The sequence below is a fragment of the Bradyrhizobium sp. USDA 4502 genome, assembly GCF_054063355.1.
This window is the reverse complement of the sequence record NZ_JBSSGF010000001.1, coordinates 5,052,407-5,076,926: the sequence shown is the minus strand read 5'-3', so window position 1 is coordinate 5,076,926 and position 24,520 is coordinate 5,052,407. Positions and strand designations below refer to the sequence as shown.

The window sequence follows — 24,520 nt, the reverse complement described above, 5'->3', positions numbered from 1 at the left end:
ATCATCAACGTTTTCTTAACGTTAAGTGCCGTTACTGAGAGGTGAAGTGCCGAACCGGTTTCGGGGGACGGCCCAAGGACGCTGAGCCCCGCTGTTTGCGCGAAATCCCATGGAAACCCTCCCAATTCCGGTCGGATATCAGGATTTGCGGCCGAGGACGGGAGTTGGCGCTGGCGTCACGCAGCGGCTTTTTCACGCGTTTTCGAGCGAAGTGGATACCGGTTCGCGTGAAGAAAACGCGTTAGGACAGGAATCCAGAGCCCCGTTCCGGTCCAATCGGAACGAAGAGGGCTCTGGGCGCGAGGATTCGAGGCGCAATGAGTCGGCGCGCACCCAGCTTGCATGCCAGTTACGCGGCCCCGCCCGGGAGCGGCGCATGAGCGAGCGTGCGCCGCGTCACATTTCGGTGCTGGGCCGCGAGGCGGTCGCGTATCTCGCGCCGCGCGCCGGCGGCATCTATGTCGACGCGACCTTCGGTGCCGGCGGCTACAGCCGGGCGATCCTCGATGTCGCCGAGACCCGCGTGATCGGCATCGACCGCGACCGCACCGCGATAACCAGCGGCTTCGATCTGGTCGACGGCGCGGGCGGACAGCTGACGCTGGTCGAGGACCGCTTCTCCAATCTTGCCGAGGTCTGCGCGGCACAGGGGGCGGATAAGGTCGACGGCGTCGTGATGGATGTCGGCGTCTCCTCGATGCAACTCGACCAGGCCGAACGCGGCTTCTCGTTCCGCCTCGGCGGTCCGCTCGACATGCGGATGGCCCAGAGCGGCCCGACCGCGGCCGACGTGGTCGCGACCGCTTCCGAGAAACAGCTCGCCGACATCATCTATATCTTCGGCGAGGAGCGGCATTCGCGCGGCGTTGCCCGCGCCATCGTCGCCGCGCGCAAGGACGCGCCGATCACGACGACCGACGCGCTTGCCGATATCGTCGCGAAGGTCGTGCGCGCCAAGCCGAACGAGATCCATCCGGCGACGCGGACCTTTCAGGCGCTGCGCATCTTCGTCAATGAGGAGCTCGATGAGCTCTATCTGGCGCTCGCAGCGGCCGAGCGCGTGCTGAAGCCGGGCGGCCGGCTCGTCGTGGTTTCGTTCCATTCGCTGGAAGACCGCATCGTCAAGAATTTCCTCAGCCTGCGCGGCAAGGTCTCCGCCGGCTCACGGCATTTGCCCGAAATGGCGCAAGCGGCGCCGAGCTTTCAGATCCTGACCAAGCGGCCGGTGACGCCCGATGAGGCCGAGCTTGCCGCCAATCCGCGCGCGCGATCGGCCAAGCTGCGTGCCGCCGAGCGCACCGCGGCGCCGATGCACGCCGACGACGACCTGCCGTCATGGCCGCGGCTGTCCGACCTGAAGCGGGGAGGGTGACGATGCGCCTTCTCCATCTCCTCGTCATCGGCATGCTGATCTTCGCGGCGTCCTATGTCTACCGCATCAAGATGGAATCGACCGCGCGCGTCGAACGCGTGCTGCAGCTCAACGCCGAGATCCGCGAGCAGCGCAATGCGATCGCCGCGTTGCGCGCCGAATGGGCCAAGCTCGATGCGCCGCTCCGACTGCAGGGCCTCGCCGAGCGCCATCTGCCGCTGAAGCCGGTCAACGCCAACCAGTACGATTCCCTGAAGAACCTGCCGGAGCGGCCGCCGAGCTTCACGCGGCCCGGTTCGCGCGATCCGATCGGCGCGATGATCGACACCATCGAGGCCGCCGCGGCGCCCGACAGCACCACCGGATCGATCGACAAGGCGGCGACCGACCAGCCGGCCGCCGACCAGCCTGCGCCCGAAGACTCCGGGCAGGGCGGGGGAGACCAGCAATGACGGGACCAGCCATGACCGATCCGGCACCCGCCAACACACCGGCCGTGAAACCCGCCGAGCCCTGGAACCAGCGGCTGATCCGCACGCTGCTGTATGGCAGCAATGTCGACCGCGCCGCCAAGGCGCGCGCGCGCGTTGGTCTTGCCATCCTCGCTTTCGCCGCGGTCTATTGCGTGCTGGCGGGGAGGCTGGTGCTGTTCGCCGTCGGCGCCGACAGCCACGGCGCGCGCCGCACCGCCTCGCAGGACGCCATCGCGACCGCGCGGCCCGACATCACCGACCGCAACGGCGAAATCCTCGCCACCGACGTCAAGGCGCCGAGCCTGTTCGCCGAGCCGCGCCGGCTGATCGACAAGGACGAGGCGATCGAGCTCTTGACCGGAGCCTTGCCCGATCTCGACACCAGCGAGGTGCGCGACCGCCTGTCGTCGCGCAAGGGCTTCGTCTGGCTGAAGCGCGAGATCACGCCGAAGCAGCAGAACGACATCCATCGCCTCGGCCTTCCCGGCGTCGGCTTCCTGCGCGAGAACAAGCGCGTCTATCCGACCGGCAACGAGGTCGCCCACCTGATCGGCCTCGTCAACATCGACAACCAGGGCATCGCCGGCATGGAGAAGTGGCTGGACAGCAACGGGCTGGCCGATCTGCATCGCGCGGGTTTCGCCACCGACCGGCTGCAGAAGCCGGTGGAGTTGTCGGTCGACCTGCGCGTCGAGCACGCGCTGCGCGACGAACTGCTCAAGGCGAAAGAGAAGTTCAAGGCCAAGGCCGCCTCCGGGCTGGTCTCCAACGTGCGCACCGGCGAGATCGTGGCGATGGTGTCGCTGCCGGATTTCGATCCGAACAATCCGAAGGAGGCGCACGATCCCGATCGCATCAACCGCCTGACCACCGGCGTCTACGAGATGGGCTCGACCTTCAAGGCGTTCACGCTGGCGATGGCGCTGGATAGCGGCCGGTTCGACCTCAACTCGATGTGGGATGCGCGTGGCCCGCTGCACTACGGCAAGTTTGCGATCCATGACGATCACAACATGGGCCGCATGATCAACATGAAGGAGGTGTTCTACTATTCCTCCAACATCGGCGCCGGGCGCATTGCGCTGGCGATGGGCGTCGACGCGCACAAGGCGTTCCTGCGCAAGATGGGCCAGCTCGAGCGGCTGCGCACCGAATTGCCGGAGAGCGCGTCGCCGATCGTGCCGAAGAAGTGGGGCGAACTGAACACCGTCACCATCTCGTTCGGTCACGGCATCGCGGTGGCGCCGCTGCAGGCGGTGATGGGTATCGACGCGCTGGTCAACGGCGGCTACCTGATTCCGCCGACCTTCCTGAAGCGCACCGAGCAGGAGGCGATGGCGCTCGCCAAGCGCGTCATCAAGCCCGAGACCTCGGACAAGATGCGCTATCTGATGCGGCTCAATGCCGAGATCGGCACCGCGAAGAAGGCCGACGTCAAGGGCTACTATATCGGCGGCAAGACCGGCACCGCGGAGAAGGTGATCAACGGCCGCTACGCCAAGAAGCGCGTGCTCAACGCCTTCACCGCGATCCTGCCCGCCGACAATCCTAAATACCAGCTTCTGATCATGCTCGACGAGCCACAGCCCCTGAAGGAAACCTACGGGTTCATCACCTCGGGCTGGAATGCGGTGCCGACCGGCGGCAATGTGATCGCCCGAATTGCGCCGCTTTTGGGCGTTGAACCGCGATTCGACCTGCCGCCGTCCGACCGCCTTATTCTTGCGGCATCCAGAACAACCCAGTAAGGCGTATACTCACGCGGCGCCAGAACGGCGCCGGCCAGACTGGAAGATCATGAGACTTCGCGACCTCTTCAGCGATGATGCCACGATCGATCCGAGTGCCTCCTCGCTCATTGTCGGAGGGCTTGCGGTCGACAGCCGCGCGGTGAAGCCGGGCGATCTGTTCTTCGCGCTGGCCGGCAGCAGGACCGATGGCGCGCGCTTCGTCGATGCGGCGATTGCCGCCGGCGCGGTCGCGGTCGCCAGCGACCATCTGCCGCAAGGTCACGCCCGCGCTCCCTTCGTCATCACGCCGAATCCGCGCCGCGCGCTGGCGCTCGCCGCGGCCAAATTCTTTTCGCGCCAGCCGGCAACGATCGCGGCGGTGACCGGCACCAGCGGCAAGACCTCGGTCGCAGCGTTCACGCGCCAGATCTGGCAGCGGCTCGGTCATTCCTCCGCCAGCATCGGCACCATCGGCCTCGTCTCGGACAAGCGCACGGTCTACGGCTCGCTGACCACGCCGGATCCGATCGCGCTGCATCGCCAGCTCGACGAGATCGCGAGCGACGGCGTTACCCATCTGGCGTTCGAGGCGTCCTCGCACGGCCTCGACCAGTATCGTCTCGACGGCGTGCGCATCGCGGCCGGCGGCTTCACCAATCTGTCGCGCGACCATATGGATTATCATCCCGATGTCGCACATTACCTCAATGCAAAGCTCCGGTTGTTCCGCGATCTCGTCGCACCAGACGGCGCCGCGGTGATCTCGGCCGATCATGACTGTTCGGGCGAGGTGATCGATGCGGCGCGCTCGCGCGGCCTGCGCATCATCGCGGTCGGGCGCAACGCCGATGCAGGCGATGGCATCAAGCTCCTCGATGCCACCATCGAAGGCTTTGCCCAGCGGCTCCTGATCGAGCACCGCGGGCGCAAATATGCGATCCGGCTGCCGCTGGTCGGCGAATTCCAGATCGAGAATGCGCTGGTCGCGGCCGGGCTCGCGATCGGCACCGGCAGCGCCGCCGATGACGTGTTCGGCTGCCTCGAACATCTCGAAGGCGCCAAGGGTCGGCTGGAATTCGTCGGCGAGCACAATGGCGCGCCGATCTTCGTCGATTACGCCCACAAGCCCGACGCACTCGCCAAGGCGCTGCAGGCGCTGCGGCCCTATGCCAGGCGCAAGCTGGTCGTGATCTTCGGCGCCGGCGGCGACCGCGACGCCGGCAAGCGTCCGATCATGGGCGCGATCGCGGCCGAGAATGCCGATCAGGTCATCGTCACCGACGACAATCCGCGCAGCGAGAAGCCGGAGGCGATCCGCGCCGCGATCTTGGCGACGGCGAAGGGCGCGCGCGAGATCGGCGACCGCGCCGCGGCGATCCGCGCCGGCATTGCCGGCCTCGCGCCGGGCGATGCGCTGGTCGTCGCCGGCAAGGGCCACGAGGTCGGGCAGATCGTCGGCAACACGACGCTGCCGTTCAGCGATCATGAAGCGGTCGCCAGTGCACTGGCTGCGGAGGGCGCATGAGCACGATGTTGTGGACCTCGGATGCGATGGCGACGGCGATGCGCGCCGCCACGCAAGGCGCGCTGCCGGGCGGCGTCACCGGTCTCTCGATCGACAGCCGCACCATCGCGCCCGGCGAGGCGTATTTTGCGATCAAGGGCGACGTCCATGACGGCCATGCCTTTGTCGAGGCGGCGCTGAGGGCCGGTGCCGGGCTCGCGGTGGTCGAGACCGCGCAACGGGCAAAGTTTCCCACTGATGCGCCGCTGCTGGTGGTCGACGACGTGCTCGCCGGCCTCGTCGAGCTCGCGCATGCCTCGCGCGCGCGGCTCAACGCGCAGATCGTCGCGGTGACCGGCTCGGTCGGCAAGACCTCGACCAAGGAGGCGCTGCGCCGCGTGCTGTCGGCGCAGGGCGAGACCCATGCGTCGGTGGCGTCGTTCAACAATCACTGGGGCGTGCCGCTGTCGCTGGCGCGCTGCCCGGCCAGCACGCGCTTTGCGGTGTTCGAGATCGGCATGAACCATGCCGGCGAGATCACGCCGCTGGTGAAGATGGTGCGCCCGCACGTCGCAATCATCACCACGATCGAGCCGGTGCATCTGGAATTCTTCGCCGGCATCGAGGCGATCGCCGACGCCAAGGCGGAGATCTTCGCAGGGCTCGAGCCCGGTGGCGCCGTCGTGCTCAACCGCGACAACGGGCAATTCGCGCGGCTGCAGAAGCAGGCCAAGCAGGCCGGCATCTCGCGCATCGTCTCGTTCGGCGCCGACAAGCGCGCCGAAGCACGGCTGCTCGACTTGTCGCTGCACGCGACCTGCTCGGCGGTGCATGCGGATATTCTGGATCACGACATCACCTACAAGATCGGCATGCCCGGCCGGCACATGGCGATGAACTCGCTCGCGGTGCTCGCCGGCGCTTCGCTGCTCGGCGCCGATATCGCGCGCGCGGCGCTGTCGCTGTCGCAGCTCGAGGCGCCGACCGGCCGCGGCTTCCGTCGCACCCTCGAGGTCGGCCATGGCGAGGCGATGCTGATCGACGAGAGCTACAACGCCAACCCGGCCTCGATGGGCGCCGCGCTGAACGTGCTCGGTCAGGCCCAGACCGGGCCGCATGGCCGCCGCATCGCGGTGCTCGGCGACATGCTCGAGCTCGGGCCGACCGGGCCCGAACTGCACCGCGGCCTCAACGAGGCCGTGACCGCCAACCGCATCGACCTCGTATATTGTTGTGGTCCGCTGATGCGGAATCTGTGGGATGCCCTTTCCACCGGCAAGCGGGGAGGCTATGCCGAGAGTTCGGCGGCGCTCGAAGCGCAGGCGGTCGCCGCGGTCCGTGCCGGTGACGTGATCATGGTGAAGGGCTCGCTGGGATCGAAGATGAAGCTGATTGTCAGCGCGCTGGAAAAACGCTTCCCCGACAGGGCCGCGCACGAAGAAGCGGTATAGGACCCTCGAATGTTCTACTGGTTGATCGAACTGTCCAACACCGTTCCGGGGTTTGGGGCGTTCCGCAGCGCTTTGAACGTGTTCCGCTACATCACCTTCCGCACCGGCGGCGCGATGGTGACCGGCGCATTGTTCGTGTTTCTGTTCGGGCCCTGGATCATCGATCACCTGCGGCTGCGGCAGGGCAAGGGCCAGCCGATCCGCACCGATGGTCCGCAGTCGCATCTGATCTCCAAGAAGGGCACGCCCACCATGGGCGGGCTCATGATCCTGTCCGGGCTCGTGGTGTCGACGCTGCTCTGGGCCAATCCGCTCAATCCCTATGTCTGGATCGTGCTGGCGGTGACGCTCGGCTTCGGCTTCGTCGGCTTCTATGACGATTATTTGAAGGTCACAAAGCAGTCGCACAGCGGCTTCGCCGGCAAGCTGCGGCTGCTGATCGAGGCCGCGATCGGGCTTGCCGCCACCTACGCGCTGGTCCGGCTCGGGCGCGACGTGTCGTCGACCTCGCTCGTGATTCCGTTCTTCAAGGACCTCGTGATCAATTTCGGCTGGTTCTTCGTGATCTTCGGCGCCTTCGTGATGGTCGGCGCCGGCAACGCGGTGAATCTCACCGACGGCCTCGACGGTCTTGCCATCGTGCCCGTGATGATTGCCGCCGCAAGTTTCGGCATGATCTCGTATCTGACCGGCAACGCGGTGTTCTCGGATTACCTGCAGATCAATTACGTCGCCGGCACCGGCGAACTGGCGGTGCTGTGCGGCGCGGTGCTTGGCGCGGGCCTCGGCTTCCTCTGGTTCAACGCGCCGCCGGCCTCGATCTTCATGGGCGACACCGGTTCGCTGGCGCTCGGCGGCATGCTCGGCGCGACGGCGGTTGCGGTGAAGCACGAGATCGTGCTCGCCGTGATCGGCGGCCTGTTCGTGCTGGAGGCGGTCTCGGTCATCGTCCAGGTCACCTCGTTCAAGCTCACCGGCAAGCGCGTGTTCCGGATGGCGCCGCTGCACCATCATTTCGAGCAGAAGGGCTGGACCGAGCCGCAGATCGTGATCCGGTTCTGGATCATCTCGGTGATGCTGGCGCTCGCCGGCCTGTCGACGCTGAAGCTGCGCTGATGGTTTCGCATCCCATTGACTGTCATTCCGGGGCTCGCGCAGCGAGAACCCGGAATCTCGAGATTCCGGATAACCGCTGCGCGGTTTCCGGAATGACAGGGAGATAGACATGATCCCGGTCACCTCCTTCTCCGGCAAGACGGTCGCGGTGTTCGGGCTCGGCGGCTCCGGGCTCGCGAGCTGCCAGGCGCTGAAGGCCGGTGGCGCCGAGGTGATCGCCGCCGACGACAATGCCGACAACGTCGCCAGGGCGGCGCAGGCCGGCTTCACCACCGCCGATCTGCGCACCGTGTCGTGGGCGAATTTCGCCGCATTGATCCTGACCCCGGGCGCGCCGCTGACCCATCCGGCGCCGCACTGGAGCGTGCTGAAGGCGCGCGAGGCGGGCTGCGAGGTGATCGGCGACGTCGAACTGTTCTGCCGCGAGCGGCGCCGCCACGCGCCGAACGCGCCGTTCGTCGCCATCACCGGCACCAACGGCAAATCGACCACCACCGCGCTGATCGCGCATCTGATGAAGGTCGCCGGCTACGACACCCAGATGGGCGGCAATATCGGCACCGCGATCCTGTCGCTGGAGCCGCCGCGCATGGGTCGTGTCCATGTGATCGAGATGTCGTCCTACCAGATCGACCTCGCACCGTCGCTCGATCCGTCGGTCGGTATCCTGATCAACATCAGCGAGGATCACATCGACCGCCACGGCACGCTCGAGCATTACGCCGCGGTGAAGGAGCGGCTGGTCGCCGGCGTACAGGCCGGCGGCACCGCGATAACAGGCGTCGACGACATCTGGTGCCGCAACATCGCCGACCGGCTCGATCGCGCCGGCAAGCGCGTGGTGCGCATCTCGGTGAAGAACCCGCTGCCCGACGGTCTCTATGTCGAGCACGAGACCATCGTGCGTGCCTCGGGCGCGGCGCGCGGCGAGATCGCGCGGCTGGGCGGCATCGGCTCGCTGCGCGGCCTGCACAATGCGCAGAACGCCGCCTGCGCCTCGGCCTGCGCGCTGGCGATGGGGATCGCGACCGACGTCTTGCAGAACGGCCTGCGCAGCTTCCCGGGTCTCGCGCATCGCATGGAGCAGGTCGGCCGCCGCGGCAACGTGCTGTTCGTCAACGACTCCAAGGGCACCAATGCGGATGCGGCCGCGCATGCGCTGTCGTCGTTTGCCGACATCTACTGGATCGCCGGCGGCAAGCCGAAGGCCGGCGGCATCACCAGCCTGACCGAATATTTCCCGCGCATCCGCAAGGCCTATCTGATCGGCGAGGCGGCGGCCGACTTCTCCGGCACGCTGGGCGAGCGCGTCCCGCACGACATGTCCGGCACGCTCGACGTCGCGATCGCCAGCGCCGCGCGCGATGCCGAGGCGTCGGGGCTCGCGGAAGCCGTTGTGCTGCTGTCGCCGGCCTGCGCCTCGTTCGACCAGTACCGCAATTTCGAAATCCGCGGTGCCGCCTTCCGCGACATCGTGCAGGCGCTGCCGGGCGTGAAGCCGGTGGTGTGACGATCACGTAGGGCGGATTGGCACAGCGTAATCCGCCGTTCGGTGCCGGGCGATGACACCGAGATGAAGTACGCAGTGACGGTGCGTCGTATCGCGCGAGAACCATCCTCATCGTCGTCCTGGCTTTCGCCAGGACGACGTCGGGATGGGGGCTCATTCACCTCCCTCAAAAGTTACCCATCCCGTTAACCCCTTGGAAACCATCCTGCGCCACGAATGGACGTTATCTCTGCCATCTGGGGACGCCCATGCTCGCCCGTGACCAACGCACCCCGTTCTCGGACTGGTGGTGGACCGTCGACAAGCTGCTGCTTGTCGCGATCGCCGCGTTGATGCTGGCCGGCGTCATCCTGTCGCTGGCGGCGAGCCCGCCGGTGGCGACCCGGATCGGGCTCGATCCGTTCCACTTCTTCAACCGCCACGTCATGTTCCTGGTGCCGTCGCTGATGGTGCTGATCGGCGTCTCGTTCATGACGCCGCGGCAGATCCGGCGCACCGCGCTGATCGTGTTCGCGGTCTCGATCGCGCTGATCGTGCTGACGCTGCTGATCGGACCCGAGGTCAAGGGCTCGCGGCGCTGGATCACGCTGCTCGGCGTCAACATCCAGGCCTCCGAAGCCGCAAAACCCTCTTTCGTCATCGTCGCTGCCTGGCTATTTGCGGAATCGACCAAGCGGCCGGAGATGCCGGCGACCTCGATGGCGCTGGTGCTGTTGCTGACGCTGGTCACGCTGCTGGTGATGGAGCCCGACTTCGGTCAGACCATGCTGATCCTCACCGTGTGGGGCGCGCTGTTCTTCATCGCGGGCATGCGGATGATCTGGGTGTTCGGGCTCGCCGGCGCGGCGGGCGCGGGCCTGTTCGGCGCCTATCTGCTGGTGCCGCACGTCGCCGGCCGCATCAAGCGCTTCATGAATCCCGCCTCCGGCGACACCTTCCAGGTCGACACCGCGATGGAGGCGTTCTGGAACGGCGGCTGGTTCGGCCTGGGGCCGGGCGAGGGCATCGCCAAGCGCAGCCTGCCGGACAGCCACACCGACTTCGTGTTCGCGGTCGCGGCGGAGGAGTTCGGCATCATCCTCTGCTTGATGCTGGTCGCGCTGTTCGGTTTCATCGTGATCCGCACGCTGACCCGCGCCTATGCCACCGAGGACATGTTCTCGCGCTTCGCAGCCTCGGGGCTTGCGATCCTGTTCGGCGTGCAGGCGACCATCAACATGGCGGTCAATCTGCAATTGATTCCGGCCAAGGGCATGACGCTGCCGTTCATCTCCTACGGCGGTTCCTCGTTCGTGTCGCTTGCCTATGGCGTCGGCATGATGCTGGCGCTGACGCGGCAGCGGCCGCGCACCGAGATCGAATCGATGGAAGGCGCCAGCGCTCAGCGCGCCTACGCGTAGGTGAACCCTTGTTGTCATTGCGAGGAGCGAAGCGACGACTTGTCCGCCGAAGCCTCGGCGAAGGCGGAAGCAATCCATCCCGCCGTTCTGCGGGGCGATGGATTGCTTCGCTTCGCTCGCAATGACGATGTAAAAAGGCGGCCATGGACAACGCGCCCCTGATTCTGCTGGCGGCCGGTGGCACCGGCGGCCATCTGTTCCCGGCCGAAGCGCTCGCCGTGGAATTGATCAGGCGTGGCCTGCGCGTCCGGCTCGCCACCGACGGCCGCGCGCTGCGCTATTCCGGCCTGTTCGGCCGGGAGAGCATCGACCTCGTGCCGAGCGCGACCGTGCGCAGCCGCAACCCGATCTCGCTGGCGCGCACCGCGCTGATGCTCGGCTACGGCACGCTGGTCGCCGCCAGTCTGGTGCGGCGGCTGAAGCCCGCGGCCGTGGTCGGCTTCGGCGGCTACCCGACCTTGCCGCCGCTGATGGCGGCGCGGCTGCTCGGCGTTCCCGGCATCATCCACGACGCCAATGCGGTGCTCGGCCGCGCCAATCGTTTCCTCTCCGGCCGCGTCAGCGCGATCGCGACCTCGCTGCCCGGCGTGCTCGATCGCGATCCCGCGCTTGCCGGCAAGGCCACCACGGTCGGCACGCCGATGCGGCCGGCGATCCTTGCGGCTGCGGCAGTGAAGTACACGCCGCCCGAGGCGAACGGTCCGCTGCGCCTGCTCGTCGTCGGCGGCAGCCAGGGCGCGCGGGTGATGAGCGATATCGTGCCGCCGGCGATCGAGCAGCTCGCGCCCGCGCTGTGGAGCCGCCTGATCATCACCCAGCAGGTGCGCGAGGAAGACATGGATCGGGTGAGCGCGGTCTACGATCGGCTCAAGATCAATGCCGAGCTCGCGCCGTTCTTCGCCGACCTGCCGGCGCGCCTCGCCTCGAGCCAGCTCGTGATCTCGCGCTCGGGCGCCGGCACGGTCGCCGAGCTCGCCGCGATCGGCCGGCCCTCGATCCTGGTGCCGCTGCCGGGCGCGATCGATCAGGACCAGTTTGCCAATGCCGGTGTGTTGTCGCAGGCGAACGGCGCGCTGCGCATCGCGCAGGGCGACTTCACGCCCGAGCGGCTGGCCGCCGAGATTTCGGCCTTCGCCACCGAGCCCGTGAAACTGACCGCGATGGCGGCGTCGGCGCGCGGCGTCGGCCGGCTCGATGCCGCCGAGCGGCTGGCCGATCTGGTGGCGAAAGTGGCCGGAATTTAGGCCGCTTTCGAGGAATTTCGGCCGTGGGACGCCATGGCCGGGCTTGTCCCGGCCATATCAGTCTTTCATAAGTCGGAGAATTGCCGGTGTGAGTCCGGAGACGATGAAGGTGTTAGCATCATGAGACTGCCGCGCGAGATCGGACCCATTCACTTCGTCGGGATCGGCGGCATCGGCATGAGCGGCATCGCCGAGGTGCTGATCAATCTCGGCTACACCGTGCAGGGTTCCGATGCTTCGGACAATTACAACCTCGACCGCTTGCGCAAGAAGGGCGCCAAGGTCTCGGTCGGCCACGCCGCCGAGAATGTCGACGGCGCCGATGTCGTCGTGGTCTCGACTGCGATCAAGCGCGACAATCCCGAACTGATGGCGGCCCGCGCGCGACGCATTCCGGTGGTGCGGCGCGCCGAGATGCTGGCAGAGCTGATGCGGCTGAAGAGCTGCGTCGCGATCGCCGGCACCCATGGCAAGACCACCACGACGACGATGGTGGCGACCCTGCTCGACGCCGGCGGGCTCGACCCGACCGTGATCAATGGCGGCATCATCAACGCCTATGGCTCCAACGCGCGGCTCGGTGCCGGCGACTGGATGGTGGTCGAAGCCGACGAGAGCGACGGCACCTTCCTGAAGCTGCCGTCCGATGTCGTCATCGTCACCAATATCGACCCCGAGCATCTCGATCACTTCAAGACCTTCGAGGCGATCCAGGACGCGTTCCGCAATTTCGTCGAGAACGTCCCGTTCTACGGCTTTGCCGTGATGTGCACCGATCACCCGGTGGTGCAGACGCTCGTTGGCAAGATCGAAGACCGCCGCATCATCACCTACGGCCAGAACCCGCAGGCCGATGCGCAGCTCAAGGAGCTGACGCCGATGGGTGGCGGCTCGAAATTCTCGGTCGCGATCCGCGATCGCAAGTCCGGCGCGGTCCACGAGATCGCCGATATCATGCTGCCGATGCCGGGGCGCCACAACGCATCGAATGCGACGGCCGCGATCGCAGTCGCGCACGAGCTTGGCGTGTCCGACGACGTCATCCGCCAGGCCATGGCCGGCTTCGGCGGCGTCAAGCGGCGCTTCACCAAGACCGGCGAGACCAACGGCATCACCGTGATCGACGATTACGGTCATCATCCAGTCGAGATCGCAGCCGTGCTGAGGGCGGCGCGGGAATCCGTCAACGGCAAGATCGTCGCCGTGGTGCAGCCGCATCGCTACACCCGCCTGCAATCGCTGTTCGAGGAATTCTGCACCTGCTTCAACGACGCCGATGCGGTCGTGGTCGCCGAGGTCTATCCGGCCGGCGAGGCGCCGATCGCCGGCGTCGACCGCGACCATTTCGCCGCCGGCCTGCGCGCCCACGGCCATCGCAACGTTGTCCCGCTGCCGAACGCGGGCGAGCTCGCGAAGATCGTCCACGGCCTCGCCAAGCCCGGCGACCTCGTCGTCTGCCTCGGCGCCGGCAACATCACGCAATGGGCCTACGCACTGCCCGGCGAATTGAAGGCGCTGGGGTGATGATGGCCTCGTATCCATCCACGTCATGGCCGGGCTTGTCCCGGCCCTCCACGTCCTCACTGCACTATCGTGTCGTACAGGTCTTCCCAGTTCGGGTTCGCCGCGATGATCTTGCGGATCTTCCAAGCGCGCGGCCAATGCTTGATGGTGTGTTCGCGCTGGATGGCTGTATGGATGCCGTCAAAGTGCTCAAAGTAGACGAGTCGCTTCAGTCCGTATCGCTTGGTGAAGCCATCGACGAAGCCGGAACGGTGCTCGAATATCCGGCGGACGAGATCGCTCGTTACCCCGACGTAGAGCACGCCGTTCGGACGGTTGGTCAGAAAATAAACGTATCCCCCTTCCATGTGGAGATACTGCAAGACGTGGATGGCCGGGACAAGCCCGGCCATGACGGATGGAGAGGTCACCCATGACCTTCCCCGACATCACGCCCGACCTGAAAGCCGCGATGCCGGAGCTGCGCGGGCGGCTGCTGGCGAACCAGTCGCTGGCCGAGTTGACCTGGTTTCGCGTCGGCGGCCCGGCACAGGTGTTGTTCACGCCGGCAGATGAAGATGACCTCGCATATTTCCTGAAGCGCCTGCCGCAGGAATTGCCGGTCTATGTCGTCGGCGTCGGCTCCAATCTGATCGTGCGCGATGGCGGCATGCCCGGCGTCGTGATCCGGCTCGCGCCGCGCGCGTTCGGAGAGACCAGCGCGGCCGGCGATGTCGTCACCGCCGGCGCTGCGGCGCTCGACAAGCGCGTCGCCGAGACGGCTGCGTCTGCTGACATCGGCGGGATGGAATTCTTCTTCGGCATTCCCGGCACGGTCGGCGGCGCGCTGCGCATGAATGCCGGCGCCAACGGCGGCGAGACCAAGGACGTGCTGATCGAGGCCACCGGCATCGGCCGCGACGGAACGAAGCATACGTTCGACAATGCCGACATGAAGTTCGTCTACCGCAACAGCGGCGCCGATCCGTCGATCGTGTTCACCTCGGCGCGCTTCCGCGGCACGATCACCGATGCTGAGGCGATCCGCGCCCGCATGAACGAGGTGCAGGGCCATCGCGAGACCGCGCAGCCGATCCGCGAGAAGACCGGCGGCTCGACCTTCAAGAATCCGCCCGGCAACAGCGCCTGGAAGCTGATCGATGCCGCCGGCTGTCGCGGCCTCAAAATAGGCGGCGCGCAGGTGTCAGAGATGCACTGCAATTTCCTGATCAACACCGGCAACGCTACCGGGCACGACATCGAGACGCTCGGCGAGACGGTGCGTGAACGGGTCAAGCAAAGCAGCGGAATTGAGCTATACTGGGAAATCAAGCGGATCGGAAATTCATCGTAGTCGTCATTCCGGGGCGATGCGCAGCATCGAACCCGGAATCTCGAGAGTCCGGTCTGGTGCTTCGGACCATCCCGGAATGACGGAAGCAGCGAAGACAGGCAAAGAAGATGCAGGTGACCATTCTGTTCGGCGGCACCAACAAGGAGCGGCTGGTCTCGGTGGCGAGCACGCAGGCGCTGCACCGCGCGCTGCCCGACGCGGACCTCTGGTTCTGGGACGTCGACGACACCGTGCACGCGGTGACGTCGGAAAAACTGCTCGGCCACACGCGTCCGTTCGAGGTCGACTTCAAACCCGACGGTCGCGGCATCGCACTCGACCAGGCGCTCGACAAGGCGGGCGCCGAGCAGCGCGTGCTGGTGTTCGGCCTGCACGGCGGCCGCGCCGAGAATGGCGAATTGCAGGCGATGTGCGAGATGCGCAATGTCGCGTTCACCGGCTCCGGCTCGGCGTCGTCGCATCTGGCGTTCGACAAGCCGTCGGCAAAGCGTTTCGCCGCGATCGCAGGCCTCAACGCGCCGCAGGGCATCAATGTCGAACAGATCGATGACGCCTTTGCGAAACACGGCAAGCTGATTGCAAAACCCGCCAAGGACGGATCGAGCTACGGGCTGATCTTCGTCAACGCGAAGCAGGATCTCGTCGCGGTCCGCAATGCCGCGAAGCATGAAGAGTATCTGATCGAGCCGTTCGTGTCGGGCGTGGAGGCGACCTGCGGCGTGCTCGAGCAGTCCGACGGCTCCGTGTTCGCGCTGCCGCCGATCGAGATCGTGCCGGGGGAGGGAACCTTCGACTACACAGCCAAATACCTGCTGAAGTCGACCCAGGAGATCTGTCCCGGCCGCTTCGCGCCCGAGGTCAGCGCCGCGATCATGGACCATGCGCTGCGGGCGCACCGCGCGCTGTCCTGCACCGGCTACTCGCGCAGCGATTTCATCGTCTCGGCCAATGGCCCGGTCTATCTCGAGACCAACACTCTGCCGGGGCTCACCGCGGCATCACTGTACCCTAAGGCCTTGAAAGCACAGGGTATCGCCTTTGCCGACTTCCTCACCGACCAGATCGAGCTGGCCCGCCGCCGCGTCCGAAGTTAATGCCCGGCCGGGGGGAACCCGCCCTGGTCGGCCGGATGGAACCCGGGCGCTGTTGCTAAAATGCTAACGAGTTCGCGGCAAAGTACTCACAGCGTTGGTCAAAACACGCTCCAGGCCGAAGTCATTTACCCTTTGTTTACCAGGAAGCCCGAAGGTTAACGCTGGCGGCGCATGTAGCGCTTGGCTGCCGGGGCGTGAGCTGTCGCGGATTACCGCTTCGAGGATCGCAACCAGGGAACAGGGGGCCACTCTAATCCCACCGGTCTAGCCGAGACGTGATTTGTGCCGGGACCCGCGGGGTTTGCGGGCGCAACATGTGACGAGCTCGTGCAATGGATGGTGCAGGACGCCTCACCCGATCGCTGCGATCGCTGGGGCCTCAAGCTGACCTGAGAGCAGCCGCTATTGGAGCGGCGGTGCTACTGCGCGAGTATGTCGGCGCCCATCTCGCACGCCGCAGGCGGCGTCCCGCCAAGCGGCCGCAAGTCATCATCGATCGCGAGCCGCCGAACCGCTACATCCTGATGGTCGAACGCTATCTGCCGCGCCGCATCGGGCTGGTCGCGACGCTCGCGATCCTGTTCGGCAGCCTGGGCCTTGGCATCGTCAAAGGTGGTCATGTCGAGGAATTCACCACCGCGCTCAGCGATGCCCGCAACGCGCTTGCCAATACCGCCGGCTTCCGCATCACCACCGTCGGCATCAACGGCCGCAAGCAGCTAAGCCAGGACGAGGTGCTCGCGATCGGCGGCGTCAACGGCCGCTCCTCGCTGCTGTTCCTCGACGCCGACACCGTGCGCGCCAAGCTGAAGGCCAATCCCTGGATCGCGGATGCCACGATCCTGAAGCTCTATCCGGGCCGGCTGCAGATCGACATCGTCGAGCGCACCGCCTTCGCGCTGTGGCAGCAGAACGGCCGCCTGTCGGTGATCGCCTCCGACGGCGCGGTGCTCGAGCCCTACGTCTCGCGCCGCTTCCTCAATCTGCCGCTGGTGGTCGGCAAGGGCGCCGACGTCAGGGCCCACGACTTCCTGGCGCTGCTCGACCGTTATCCGCAGGTCCGTTCGGTGACCAAGGCCGCGATCTTCGTCGGCGAGCGGCGCTGGAACCTGCGCCTCAAGGACGGTCTCGACGTCCGCCTGCCGGAGAACGACGTCGGCAACGCGCTCGCTGCGCTCTCCAGGCTCGACAAGGACGAGAAGCTGTTCTCGCGCGACATTGTCGCCGTCGACATGCGCCTGCCCGATCGGCTGATCGTGCAATTGTCGGAGGACGCCGGCAAGGCGCGCGACGAACTGTTCAAGGACAAGAAGTCCAAGAAGAAGGCCGGTGACTCCGCATGACCGGCCTCGATCGCAACCTGACCCCGAAGACCCGCCCGATGCAGAAGCGCACCGCGATGGTGGCTTCGCTCGATGTCGGCTCCAGCAAGATCGCCTGCATGATCGCGCGGCTGAGGCCATCGCCGCCGAACGAGGCGCTGCGCGGACGCACCCATGCGGTCGAATTGATCGGCTACAGCCAGATTCAGTCGCGCGGCGTCAAGGCCGGCTCCGTGGTCGATCTCGCCGAATGCGAGAAGGCGGTGCGCCACGCGGTGGCGTTGGCCGAGCGCATGGCCAAGGTCCGTGTCGAATCCGTCCTGCTGTCGGTCTCCGGCGGCCGGCAGCACGGCCAGCTGGTCGAGGCCGCGGCCGATATCCGCGGCGGCTCGGTGACCTCGGACGATATCAGCCGCGTCACGTCCGCCGGCATGCGCCACGCCGCCGGCGCGGGCCGCACCGTGCTGCACGCGCTGCCGGTCGGCTACGCACTCGACGGCGTCAAGGGCATCCGCGATCCCCGAGGCATGGTGGCGCGCCAGTTCGGCGTCGACATGAACGTGGTGACGTCGGACGCGACGGTTGCCAAGAACCTGATGCTGGTGGTCGAGCGCTGCCATCTCAACGTCGAAGCCATGGCGTCGAGCCCCTATGTCGCGGGCCTCTCGGTGCTGACCGATGACGAGGCCGATCTCGGCGCTGCCGTCGTCGAGATGGGCGCGGGATCGACCACGATCGCGACATACTCCGGCGGACGTCTCGTGCACGCATCCGGATTTGCGCTGGGCGGACAACACATCACGATGGATCTTGCGCGCGGCATCGGCGCGTGCATTGCGGATGCCGAGCGAATCAAGACCTTATACGGCACGGTGCTGACCGGCGGTTCGGACTCGCGCGAGCTGATGTCCGTTCCCACTGCAGGCGATGATCGGGAGACACCGCAAATCGTGTCCCGCGCCACGATTGCGAACATTGTCCGGCATCGCGCCGAGGAGATTTTCGAAATGGTCCGTGACCGGCTCGCGGATTCCCCCTTTGCGGCAGAGCCGAGGGCGCGCATCGTGTTGAGCGGCGGCGCCTCGCAGCTCACCGGCACCGTCGAGCTTGCCACCCGCATCCTGAACCGTCAGGTCCGCATCGGCCGTCCGCTCGGCTTCGGCCGGCTGCCGAACGAGGCGAAGGGCGCCTCATTCTCGGTGCCGACGGGCCTCCTGGTCTATCCGCAATACGCACATCTTGAACATGTCGAACCGCGGCGCACGCGGCAGCTCAGGACAGGGACAGACGGTTACTTCGGAAAGGTCGGACGATGGCTTCGCGAGGGCTTCTGATGACCGCACCCCGGCTCACTGCATTTTCACCAGCTCCGGCGGCCAGCGGCCGGGACGAACCAACGCGCGCATAATCGAGAGAGGCAACCATGGCACTCAATCTGACACCCCCTGACATCAGCGAGCTGAAACCGCGGATCACCGTCTTCGGCGTCGGCGGCGCGGGTGGTAATGCCGTCAACAACATGATCACCGCCGGGTTGCAGGGCGTCGACTTCGTCGTCGCCAACACCGACGCGCAGGCGCTGACCATGTCGAAGGCGCAGCGCATCGTGCAGATGGGCACCCAGGTCACCCAGGGCCTCGGCGCCGGTTCGCAGCCCGACGTCGGCGCTGCGGCCGCGCAGGAGGTGATGGACGAGCTGCGCGATCACCTCACCGGCGCCAACATGGTGTTCGTCACCGCCGGCATGGGCGGCGGCACCGGCACCGGTGCTGCACCCGTGATCGCCAAGGCCGCGCGCGAGATGGGAATCCTCACCGTCGGCGTGGTGACCAAGCCGTTCCACTTCGAAGGTCAGCGCCGCATGCGCACCGCCGAGCACGGCATCGCCGAGCTGCACAAGGTGGTCGACACGCTGCTGATCATTCCGAACCAGAACCTGTTCCGGGTCGCCAACGAGAAGACCACCTTCGCCGACGCCTTCGCGATGGCCGACCAGGTGCTGTACTCGGGCGTCGCCTGCATCACCGACCTGATGGTCAAGGAAGGTCTGATCAACCTCGACTTCGCCGACGTCCGCGCCGTGATGCGTGAAATGGGCAAGGCGATGATGGGCACCGGCGAAGCCACCGGCGAGAAGCGCGCGCTGACCGCCGCGGAAGCCGCGATCGCCAACCCGCTGATCGACGACAGCTCGATGAAGGGCGCCCGCGGCCTCTTGATCTCGATCACGGGCGGCAAGGACCTGACCCTGTTCGAGGTCGACGAAGCCGCCACCCGCATCCGCGAAGAGGTCGACGCAGACGCCAACATCATCGTCGGCGCCACCTTCGACGAATCGCTCGACGGCGTCATTCGCGTCTCGGTGGTCGCAACCGGTATCGAGCAGGCCGCGATCGCCTCCCGCGCCCAGGCTCCCGCCGCGCAGCAGTCGGGCGGTTCGCCGGAGAGCCGGCTGGCCGATCTGACCGCCCGCCTGCGTGCCGACAATCAGCGGATGGCCGAACGTGCCCAGAAGCTGGAACCGCCGACCGGCGTGACGGTCGCCCCGATTGCAGCTCCCGCCGCTCCGCAGCAGCGTCCGGCCGTCGAGCGCGCCGCGCTTGCGGCGATCGCCGCCGCGGTTGCTCCCGACAGCGCGCCGGCCGCCCAGGCGCCGATGCAGCCGGCCTCCTACGGTGACGTCACCGTGCGGCCGATTGCCCAGAAGCCCTCGCTGTTCCCGGACCACGAGGCCGCCCGGGCCGAGCAGCATGAGCCGATGCCGCCCGAGACCTTCATCCCGCAGGCGGCGGAACGGTCGCCGGTCCGTGCTCCGCGGATGCCGAAGTTCGAGGATCTGCCGATGCCGGCGCAGGCCGAAATCCGCCAGGCCAGCGGTGACGGCGAACCGGAACACCCGCAGAAGACCCGCCTGTCGCTGCTGCAGCGACTGGCCAATGTCGGCCTCGGCCGCCGCGACGAAGAGACCGAGCCGCCGATCGCGGCCCGTTCTTCCGGTCCGGCCATGCCGACGATGCCGCCGCTGCCCGAGCGCAAGCCGGCCCGTAGCGTCGCCCAGCAGATCTCGGCGAACGAATCGCCGGTATCCGAATATGCAAAGCGCCCAGCGCCGCAGGGTCTGGACGCTCATGGCCGCCAGGCACCTGTTGCCCCGGCGCCACAGGGCGACGACCATCTTGATATCCCGGCCTTCCTGCGCCGGCAGGCAAACTGAAGTTTGTTACAATCTTGGCCACGAAGAAGGCCTCGGCGGGGAACCGCCGGGGCCTTTTCCTTGGCGCGGGCAGGCGATCGCGCCGGATGAACAAGCAACTGATTTTAAATGATTAATTATTCTTTCGGTGGTCAGATGGCGCGTCGCCGAGGACCGCTTTCGCTGCCGTAGTTTGGTTTACCTTGGGCGTGAATGCGGCGGAGATGGGGTAACAATCGGTAAAGAAGCGTGAGTTGGCGCGGTTTAGGGCCGTGACTATGGTCTGCCGTGACTTGGGGAGCTCAAGCGAGTCGGCCTTGGGGAAATTTGGCCACTTGAATTGAGTGAAGTCGGGTAGTGGGCATTATCGAATGAAGTTCAGCCGTCAAACAACGCTTCGGTCGCAAGCCACCGTGACTGGCGTAGGCGTTCATTCCGGTCTTCCTGTCAGTCTCACCATGGGACCTGCACCTGTTGATGCGGGTTTTATTTTTGTCCGCACGGGTCTCGACGGTTCCGACCGCGAAGTCGTGGCTACCGCCGATGCGGTGATCGCGACCGAGTTCGCGACGGTGCTGGGTGACCGCGAAGGGCCGCTGGTTTCCACCGCCGAGCACGTGCTCGCGGCGCTGCGCGGCATGGGCGTCGACAACGCCACCATCGAAGTCGACGGCGCGGAAGTTCCGATCATGGACGGCAGCGCTGCAGCGTTCGTCGCGGCCATCGATCAGGCAGGCATTGTGACCCAGCCCGGCGTCCGCCGCTTCATCCAGGTTTTGAAGTCGGTGAATGTCAAGATCGGCGAATCGGTCGGCGAGCTGCGTCCGTTCGCCGGCGGGTTCCGCGCCGAAGTCGAGATCGATTTCACCAACCAGGTGATTGGCCGCCAGACCTTCTCCTTCGATCTGTCGCCGGAAGGTTTCCGCCGCGAGGTCGCACGGGCCCGCACGTTCGGCTGCATGAGCGACGTCGCGCGGCTGTGGGGTGCAGGCTTCGCGCTCGGCGCGTCCTTCGACAATACCGTGGTGTTCGACGAGGCCCGTCTGCTCAACGCCGAGGGCCTGCGCTACGCCGACGAATGCGCCCGCCACAAGGTGCTCGACGTGATCGGCGATCTGGCGCTGGCCGGCCTGCCGCTGCTCGGCAGCTACCGTTCGGTACGAGGCGGCCACAAGCTCAACAACGCGGTGCTGAAGGCGCTGCTCGCCGACCGCAGCGCTTGGCGGGTGGTCGAATCGGAGACGGCTCGGCGGCCGGCCCGTGGCCATGTCGAAGCCGGTGCAGGCACCGTGGGCGGTCTCGTCGCCCCGGCCTATGGCCCGGACGTGTCCTGATCGCCCAAGTCCTGATCGCCTGGCCGGTCGGGCCCAATTTCCGTAATAACCACAGCAGGCTGTGAGCTTCGTCGGGTCGCCTTATTCCCGGCGGAATGGCTCCGTATTCGGTTGGTCCACGGTCATTTTTCGGCTAAGCAGGCCTGCGGTTGCGAGTAACGGCAGTCAAGGCACTGGAAATATTGCATCCATGACCGCGGTTCATGGGTGGAGTGGGGTCGCCGTTAACCGCATCAAAGGCGTCAGGTTTTAAAATCCATGTCGGCAATGCGTATGGCGCTCGAATCACGCAATTCTTCTGACGTCTCCGGCCTGACCAAGGCCGCGCGCACGCTGCGTTTTGCGGCGGGCCTGATTGTGCTGGCCATGCCGCTCAGCGGCTGCGGCACCGGCGCGCTGTGGGACAAGTTCATGGCCAAGGACGACACCTTCGTCGATGAGCCCGCGGACAAGCTCTACAATGAGGGCTTGTACATGATGAACGAGAAGAAGGACCTGAAGGCCGCGTCGAAGAAGTTCGAGGAAGTCGACCGTCAGCATCCCTATTCCGACTGGGCGCGCAAGTCGCTCTTGATGTCGGCCTATTCGTTCTACCAGGCGGGCGACTACGACAGCTGCATCGGCTCTGCCACCCGCTACGTCACGCTGCATCCCGGCAGCCCGGACGCGTCCTACGCCCAGTACCTGATCGCGGCATCGCATTTCGACCAGATCCCGGACATCTCGCGCGACCAGAGCCGTACCGAGAAGGCGATCGCGGCGCTCGAAGAGGTGGTGCGCAAATATCCGACCTCGGAATACGCCACCCAGGCCAAGTCCAAGATCCAGGCTGCGCGCGACCAGCTCGCCGGCAAGGAAATGGCGGTCGGGCGCTATTACATGGGCAAGCGCGACTTCACCGCCGCGATCAACCGCTTCAAGACCGTGGTCACGCAGTACCAGACCACGCGCCACGTCGAGGAGGCGCTCTACCGCCTCACCGAGGCCTACATGGCGATCGGCATCGCCGGCGAGGCGCAGACCGCGGCCGCGGTGCTCGGCCACAATTTTCCAGACAGCCGCTGGTACAAGGACGCATATAATCTAGTAAAGTCCGGCGGTCTCGAGCCGAGCGAGAATCAGGGATCCTGGATCAGCAGGACCTTCAAGAAGATAGGTCTCGGCTAGGAATTGTCCTCGCATGCTGGCGCGTCTGTCGATCCGTGACATCGTCCTGATCGAACGGCTCGATATCGAATTTTCCCGTGGCCTCGCGGTGCTGACCGGCGAAACCGGCGCAGGCAAATCCATCCTGCTCGATGCCTTTGCGCTGGCGCTCGGCGGCCGCGGCGATGCCGGACTGGTGCGCCACGGCGCCGAACAGGGGCAGGTCACCGCCATGTTCGACGTCCCGAAGGGGCATCCGGCGGCCGGCATCCTGGCCGAGAACGGCCTCGACGACACCGGTGAGATGATCCTGCGCCGCGTGCAGCTCGCCGACGGCCGCACCCGCGCCTTCATCAACGATCAGGCGATCAGCGTGCAGACCCTGAAGGCGGTCGGTGCCGCGCTGGTCGAGATCCACGGCCAGCATGACGAGCGCGCGCTGGTCGACGCCTCCACCCACCGCCAGCTGCTCGACGCCTTCGCCGGACACGAGAAGGAGGTCGCGGCGCTGGAAGCGTTGTGGGATATCAGGCGGACCGCCAATGCCGATCTCGACGAGCATCGCGCCGGCATGGAGCGCGCCGCGCGCGAGGCCGACTATCTGCGCCATGCCTCGCAGGAATTGAAGACGCTGTCGCCGAAGGAAGGTGAGGAGACCGAGCTCGCGGGTCGCCGCACCACCATGATGCAGGGCGAGAAGATCGCAACCGATCTGCGCGAGGCGCAGGAGGCGATCGGCGGTTCGCATTCGCCGGTGGCGTCGCTGTCGGCCGCGGTACGGCGGCTGGAGCGGCGCGCCGCCAATGCGCCTGCGCTGATCGAGCCCGCGGTCAAGGCGATCGATATTGCGATCAACGCGCTGGAAGAAGCCGACCAGCACCTCAACGCCGCGCTGGCGGCGACCGATTTCGATCCGGCCGAGCTGGAGCGCATCGAGGAGCGGCTGTTCGCGCTGCGCGCCGCCTCGCGTAAATATTCGACGCCGGTCGATCTGCTGGCCGCGCTGGCGGCGCAATATGCCGGCGACGTCGCGCTGATCGATGCCGGCGCCGACCAGCTGAAGAAGCTGGAAGCGGCCGCCGCTGAAGCCGACAAGCGCTATGCGGCGGCTGCCGCCAAACTGTCGGCGGCGCGCACCAAGGCCGCCGAGAAGCTCAACAAGGCCGTCAACGCCGAGCTTGCGCCGCTCAAGCTCGAGCGCGCGAAGTTCATGACCCAGGTCGAGAGCAACGCGGCCGCGCCGGGGCCGCAGGGCATCGACCGTGTCGAGTTCTGGGTGCAGACCAATCCGGGCACCAAGCCGGGGCCGATGATGAAGGTCGCCTCCGGCGGCGAGCTGTCGCGCTTCCTGCTGGCGCTCAAGGTCGTGCTGGCCGATCGCGGCTCGGCGCCGACCTTGGTGTTCGACGAAATCGACACCGGCGTTGGCGGCGCGGTGGCCGATGCGATCGGCTCGCGGCTGGCGCGCCTCGCCGGCAAGGTGCAGGTGATGGCGGTGACGCACGCGCCGCAGGTCGCCGCCCGCGCCAGCCAGCATCTCCTGATCTCCAAGGACGCGCTCGACAAGGGCAAGCGGGTCGCCACCCGCGTCAACGCGCTCGCCGCCGACCACCGCCGCGAGGAGATCGCGCGCATGCTGGCCGGCGCCGAGATCACCGCGGAGGCGAGGGCGGCCGCGGAACGGCTGCTCCGGGCGGCGACAGCGTAATCTCTCCCCTCGTCATTCCGGGGCGATGCGAAGCATCGAACCCGGAATCTCGAGATTCCGGGTTCA

The 24,520-nt window shown here is 66.5% G+C and carries 19 protein-coding genes and 1 pseudogene; 19 read left to right on the top strand and 1 reads right to left on the bottom strand.

From position 1 onward, the window contains the following. Positions 1-376: 376 nt before the first annotated feature. The 10 genes from rsmH to murC all read left to right on the top strand — a co-directional run bounded on the left by rsmH (position 377) and on the right by murC (position 13,324). The gene (gene rsmH / locus ACVW1B_RS23690; RefSeq protein ID WP_310880684.1) at positions 377-1,372 is read left to right on the top strand and encodes a 16S rRNA (cytosine(1402)-N(4))-methyltransferase RsmH; all 996 of its coding nucleotides are present in this window, start codon (positions 377-379) and stop codon (positions 1,370-1,372) included. A gap of 2 nt (positions 1,373-1,374) precedes the next feature. Next, positions 1,375-1,824, top strand: a complete 450-nt coding sequence (gene ftsL, locus ACVW1B_RS23685) for a cell division protein FtsL (protein WP_253625833.1) — start codon at positions 1,375-1,377, stop codon at positions 1,822-1,824. 11 nt (positions 1,825-1,835) lie between these two features. Beyond that, the gene (locus ACVW1B_RS23680; RefSeq protein WP_253609923.1) at positions 1,836-3,593 is read left to right on the top strand and encodes a peptidoglycan D,D-transpeptidase FtsI family protein; all 1,758 of its coding nucleotides are present in this window, start codon (positions 1,836-1,838) and stop codon (positions 3,591-3,593) included. A gap of 49 nt (positions 3,594-3,642) precedes the next feature. Then, positions 3,643-5,100: a UDP-N-acetylmuramoyl-L-alanyl-D-glutamate--2,6-diaminopimelate ligase gene (locus tag ACVW1B_RS23675; protein ID WP_310880683.1), complete on the top strand. Its 1,458-nt coding sequence runs from the start codon at positions 3,643-3,645 to the stop codon at positions 5,098-5,100. Further along, positions 5,097-6,530, top strand: coding sequence for a UDP-N-acetylmuramoylalanyl-D-glutamyl-2,6-diaminopimelate--D-alanyl-D-alanine ligase (locus ACVW1B_RS23670; RefSeq protein ID WP_310880682.1), 1,434 nt, complete (start codon positions 5,097-5,099; stop codon positions 6,528-6,530). The genes ACVW1B_RS23675 and ACVW1B_RS23670 overlap by 4 nt, the downstream gene beginning before the upstream one ends. 9 nt (positions 6,531-6,539) lie before the next feature. After that, positions 6,540-7,646 carry a phospho-N-acetylmuramoyl-pentapeptide-transferase gene (gene mraY / locus ACVW1B_RS23665; RefSeq protein ID WP_016846578.1) on the top strand — a complete coding sequence of 369 codons (1,107 nt, stop codon included), beginning with the start codon at positions 6,540-6,542 and terminating at the stop codon, positions 7,644-7,646. Positions 7,647-7,755: 109 nt separating this feature from the next. After that, positions 7,756-9,156 (top strand): UDP-N-acetylmuramoyl-L-alanine--D-glutamate ligase, encoded by a 1,401-nt coding sequence (murD, locus tag ACVW1B_RS23660; RefSeq protein ID WP_456822301.1) that lies wholly within the window; start codon positions 7,756-7,758, stop codon positions 9,154-9,156. Between the two features lie 248 nt (positions 9,157-9,404). After that, a complete protein-coding gene (gene ftsW, locus ACVW1B_RS23655) occupies positions 9,405-10,556 on the top strand; it encodes a putative lipid II flippase FtsW (protein WP_028342184.1) in 1,152 nt (383 codons plus the stop codon). A gap of 143 nt (positions 10,557-10,699) precedes the next feature. Beyond that, positions 10,700-11,800, top strand: a complete 1,101-nt coding sequence (gene murG / locus ACVW1B_RS23650; protein WP_456822300.1) for an undecaprenyldiphospho-muramoylpentapeptide beta-N-acetylglucosaminyltransferase — start codon at positions 10,700-10,702, stop codon at positions 11,798-11,800. A gap of 120 nt (positions 11,801-11,920) precedes the next feature. After that, positions 11,921-13,324 (top strand): UDP-N-acetylmuramate--L-alanine ligase, encoded by a 1,404-nt coding sequence (murC, locus tag ACVW1B_RS23645; protein WP_310880679.1) that lies wholly within the window; start codon positions 11,921-11,923, stop codon positions 13,322-13,324. A 56-nt stretch (positions 13,325-13,380) separates the two neighbouring features. On the opposite strand, the gene ACVW1B_RS23640 is transcribed toward murC, so the two are convergent. Next, positions 13,381-13,716: a GIY-YIG nuclease family protein gene (locus tag ACVW1B_RS23640; protein ID WP_310880713.1), complete on the bottom strand. Its 336-nt coding sequence runs from the start codon at positions 13,714-13,716 to the stop codon at positions 13,381-13,383. A 20-nt stretch (positions 13,717-13,736) separates the two neighbouring features. Between ACVW1B_RS23640 and murB the strand changes: the two genes are divergently transcribed. From murB to recN, 9 genes and pseudogenes are all read left to right on the top strand, one after another. Further along, positions 13,737-14,657, top strand: a complete 921-nt coding sequence (gene murB, locus ACVW1B_RS23635) for a UDP-N-acetylmuramate dehydrogenase (protein ID WP_456822299.1) — start codon at positions 13,737-13,739, stop codon at positions 14,655-14,657. Between the two features lie 107 nt (positions 14,658-14,764). Further along, positions 14,765-15,751, top strand: coding sequence for a D-alanine--D-alanine ligase family protein (locus tag ACVW1B_RS23630; RefSeq protein ID WP_092088695.1), 987 nt, complete (start codon positions 14,765-14,767; stop codon positions 15,749-15,751). 68 nt (positions 15,752-15,819) lie between these two features. After that, positions 15,820-16,144: pseudogene (locus tag ACVW1B_RS23625) on the top strand (D-alanine--D-alanine ligase); the annotation flags it as partial. Beyond that, the gene (locus ACVW1B_RS23620) at positions 16,084-17,094 is read left to right on the top strand and encodes a cell division protein FtsQ/DivIB (protein ID WP_057015001.1); all 1,011 of its coding nucleotides are present in this window, start codon (positions 16,084-16,086) and stop codon (positions 17,092-17,094) included. The pseudogene ACVW1B_RS23625 and the gene ACVW1B_RS23620, both read left to right, overlap by 61 nt. Continuing rightward, the gene (gene ftsA, locus ACVW1B_RS23615) at positions 17,091-18,407 is read left to right on the top strand and encodes a cell division protein FtsA (RefSeq protein ID WP_310880677.1); all 1,317 of its coding nucleotides are present in this window, start codon (positions 17,091-17,093) and stop codon (positions 18,405-18,407) included. The genes ACVW1B_RS23620 and ftsA overlap by 4 nt, the downstream gene beginning before the upstream one ends. 89 nt (positions 18,408-18,496) lie before the next feature. Next, positions 18,497-20,287, top strand: coding sequence for a cell division protein FtsZ (gene ftsZ, locus ACVW1B_RS23610; protein ID WP_092088690.1), 1,791 nt, complete (start codon positions 18,497-18,499; stop codon positions 20,285-20,287). Between the two features lie 350 nt (positions 20,288-20,637). After that, positions 20,638-21,600 (top strand): UDP-3-O-acyl-N-acetylglucosamine deacetylase, encoded by a 963-nt coding sequence (gene lpxC, locus ACVW1B_RS23605; RefSeq protein ID WP_310880676.1) that lies wholly within the window; start codon positions 20,638-20,640, stop codon positions 21,598-21,600. Positions 21,601-21,858: 258 nt separating this feature from the next. Next, on the top strand, positions 21,859-22,767 hold the full coding sequence (locus ACVW1B_RS23600; RefSeq protein ID WP_028332540.1) for an outer membrane protein assembly factor BamD: 909 nt from the start codon (positions 21,859-21,861) through the stop codon (positions 22,765-22,767). A gap of 13 nt (positions 22,768-22,780) precedes the next feature. Then, positions 22,781-24,454 carry a DNA repair protein RecN gene (recN, locus tag ACVW1B_RS23595; RefSeq protein WP_310880675.1) on the top strand — a complete coding sequence of 558 codons (1,674 nt, stop codon included), beginning with the start codon at positions 22,781-22,783 and terminating at the stop codon, positions 24,452-24,454. Positions 24,455-24,520: the final 66 nt, after the last annotated feature.

Coding starts and splice junctions, on each gene's coding strand:
- rsmH (WP_310880684.1), top strand. CDS start 377: ATGAGCGAGCGTGCGCCGCGTCACATTTCGGTGCTGGGCCGCGAGGCG.
- ftsL (WP_253625833.1), top strand. CDS start 1,375: ATGCGCCTTCTCCATCTCCTCGTCATCGGCATGCTGATCTTCGCGGCG.
- ACVW1B_RS23680 (WP_253609923.1), top strand. CDS start 1,836: ATGACCGATCCGGCACCCGCCAACACACCGGCCGTGAAACCCGCCGAG.
- ACVW1B_RS23675 (WP_310880683.1), top strand. CDS start 3,643: ATGAGACTTCGCGACCTCTTCAGCGATGATGCCACGATCGATCCGAGT.
- ACVW1B_RS23670 (WP_310880682.1), top strand. CDS start 5,097: ATGAGCACGATGTTGTGGACCTCGGATGCGATGGCGACGGCGATGCGC.
- mraY (WP_016846578.1), top strand. CDS start 6,540: ATGTTCTACTGGTTGATCGAACTGTCCAACACCGTTCCGGGGTTTGGG.
- murD (WP_456822301.1), top strand. CDS start 7,756: ATGATCCCGGTCACCTCCTTCTCCGGCAAGACGGTCGCGGTGTTCGGG.
- ftsW (WP_028342184.1), top strand. CDS start 9,405: ATGCTCGCCCGTGACCAACGCACCCCGTTCTCGGACTGGTGGTGGACC.
- murG (WP_456822300.1), top strand. CDS start 10,700: ATGGACAACGCGCCCCTGATTCTGCTGGCGGCCGGTGGCACCGGCGGC.
- murC (WP_310880679.1), top strand. CDS start 11,921: ATGAGACTGCCGCGCGAGATCGGACCCATTCACTTCGTCGGGATCGGC.
- ACVW1B_RS23640 (WP_310880713.1), bottom strand. CDS start 13,716: ATGGCCGGGCTTGTCCCGGCCATCCACGTCTTGCAGTATCTCCACATG.
- murB (WP_456822299.1), top strand. CDS start 13,737: ATGACCTTCCCCGACATCACGCCCGACCTGAAAGCCGCGATGCCGGAG.
- ACVW1B_RS23630 (WP_092088695.1), top strand. CDS start 14,765: ATGCAGGTGACCATTCTGTTCGGCGGCACCAACAAGGAGCGGCTGGTC.
- ACVW1B_RS23620 (WP_057015001.1), top strand. CDS start 16,084: ATGGATGGTGCAGGACGCCTCACCCGATCGCTGCGATCGCTGGGGCCT.
- ftsA (WP_310880677.1), top strand. CDS start 17,091: ATGACCGGCCTCGATCGCAACCTGACCCCGAAGACCCGCCCGATGCAG.
- ftsZ (WP_092088690.1), top strand. CDS start 18,497: ATGGCACTCAATCTGACACCCCCTGACATCAGCGAGCTGAAACCGCGG.
- lpxC (WP_310880676.1), top strand. CDS start 20,638: ATGAAGTTCAGCCGTCAAACAACGCTTCGGTCGCAAGCCACCGTGACT.
- ACVW1B_RS23600 (WP_028332540.1), top strand. CDS start 21,859: ATGTCGGCAATGCGTATGGCGCTCGAATCACGCAATTCTTCTGACGTC.
- recN (WP_310880675.1), top strand. CDS start 22,781: ATGCTGGCGCGTCTGTCGATCCGTGACATCGTCCTGATCGAACGGCTC.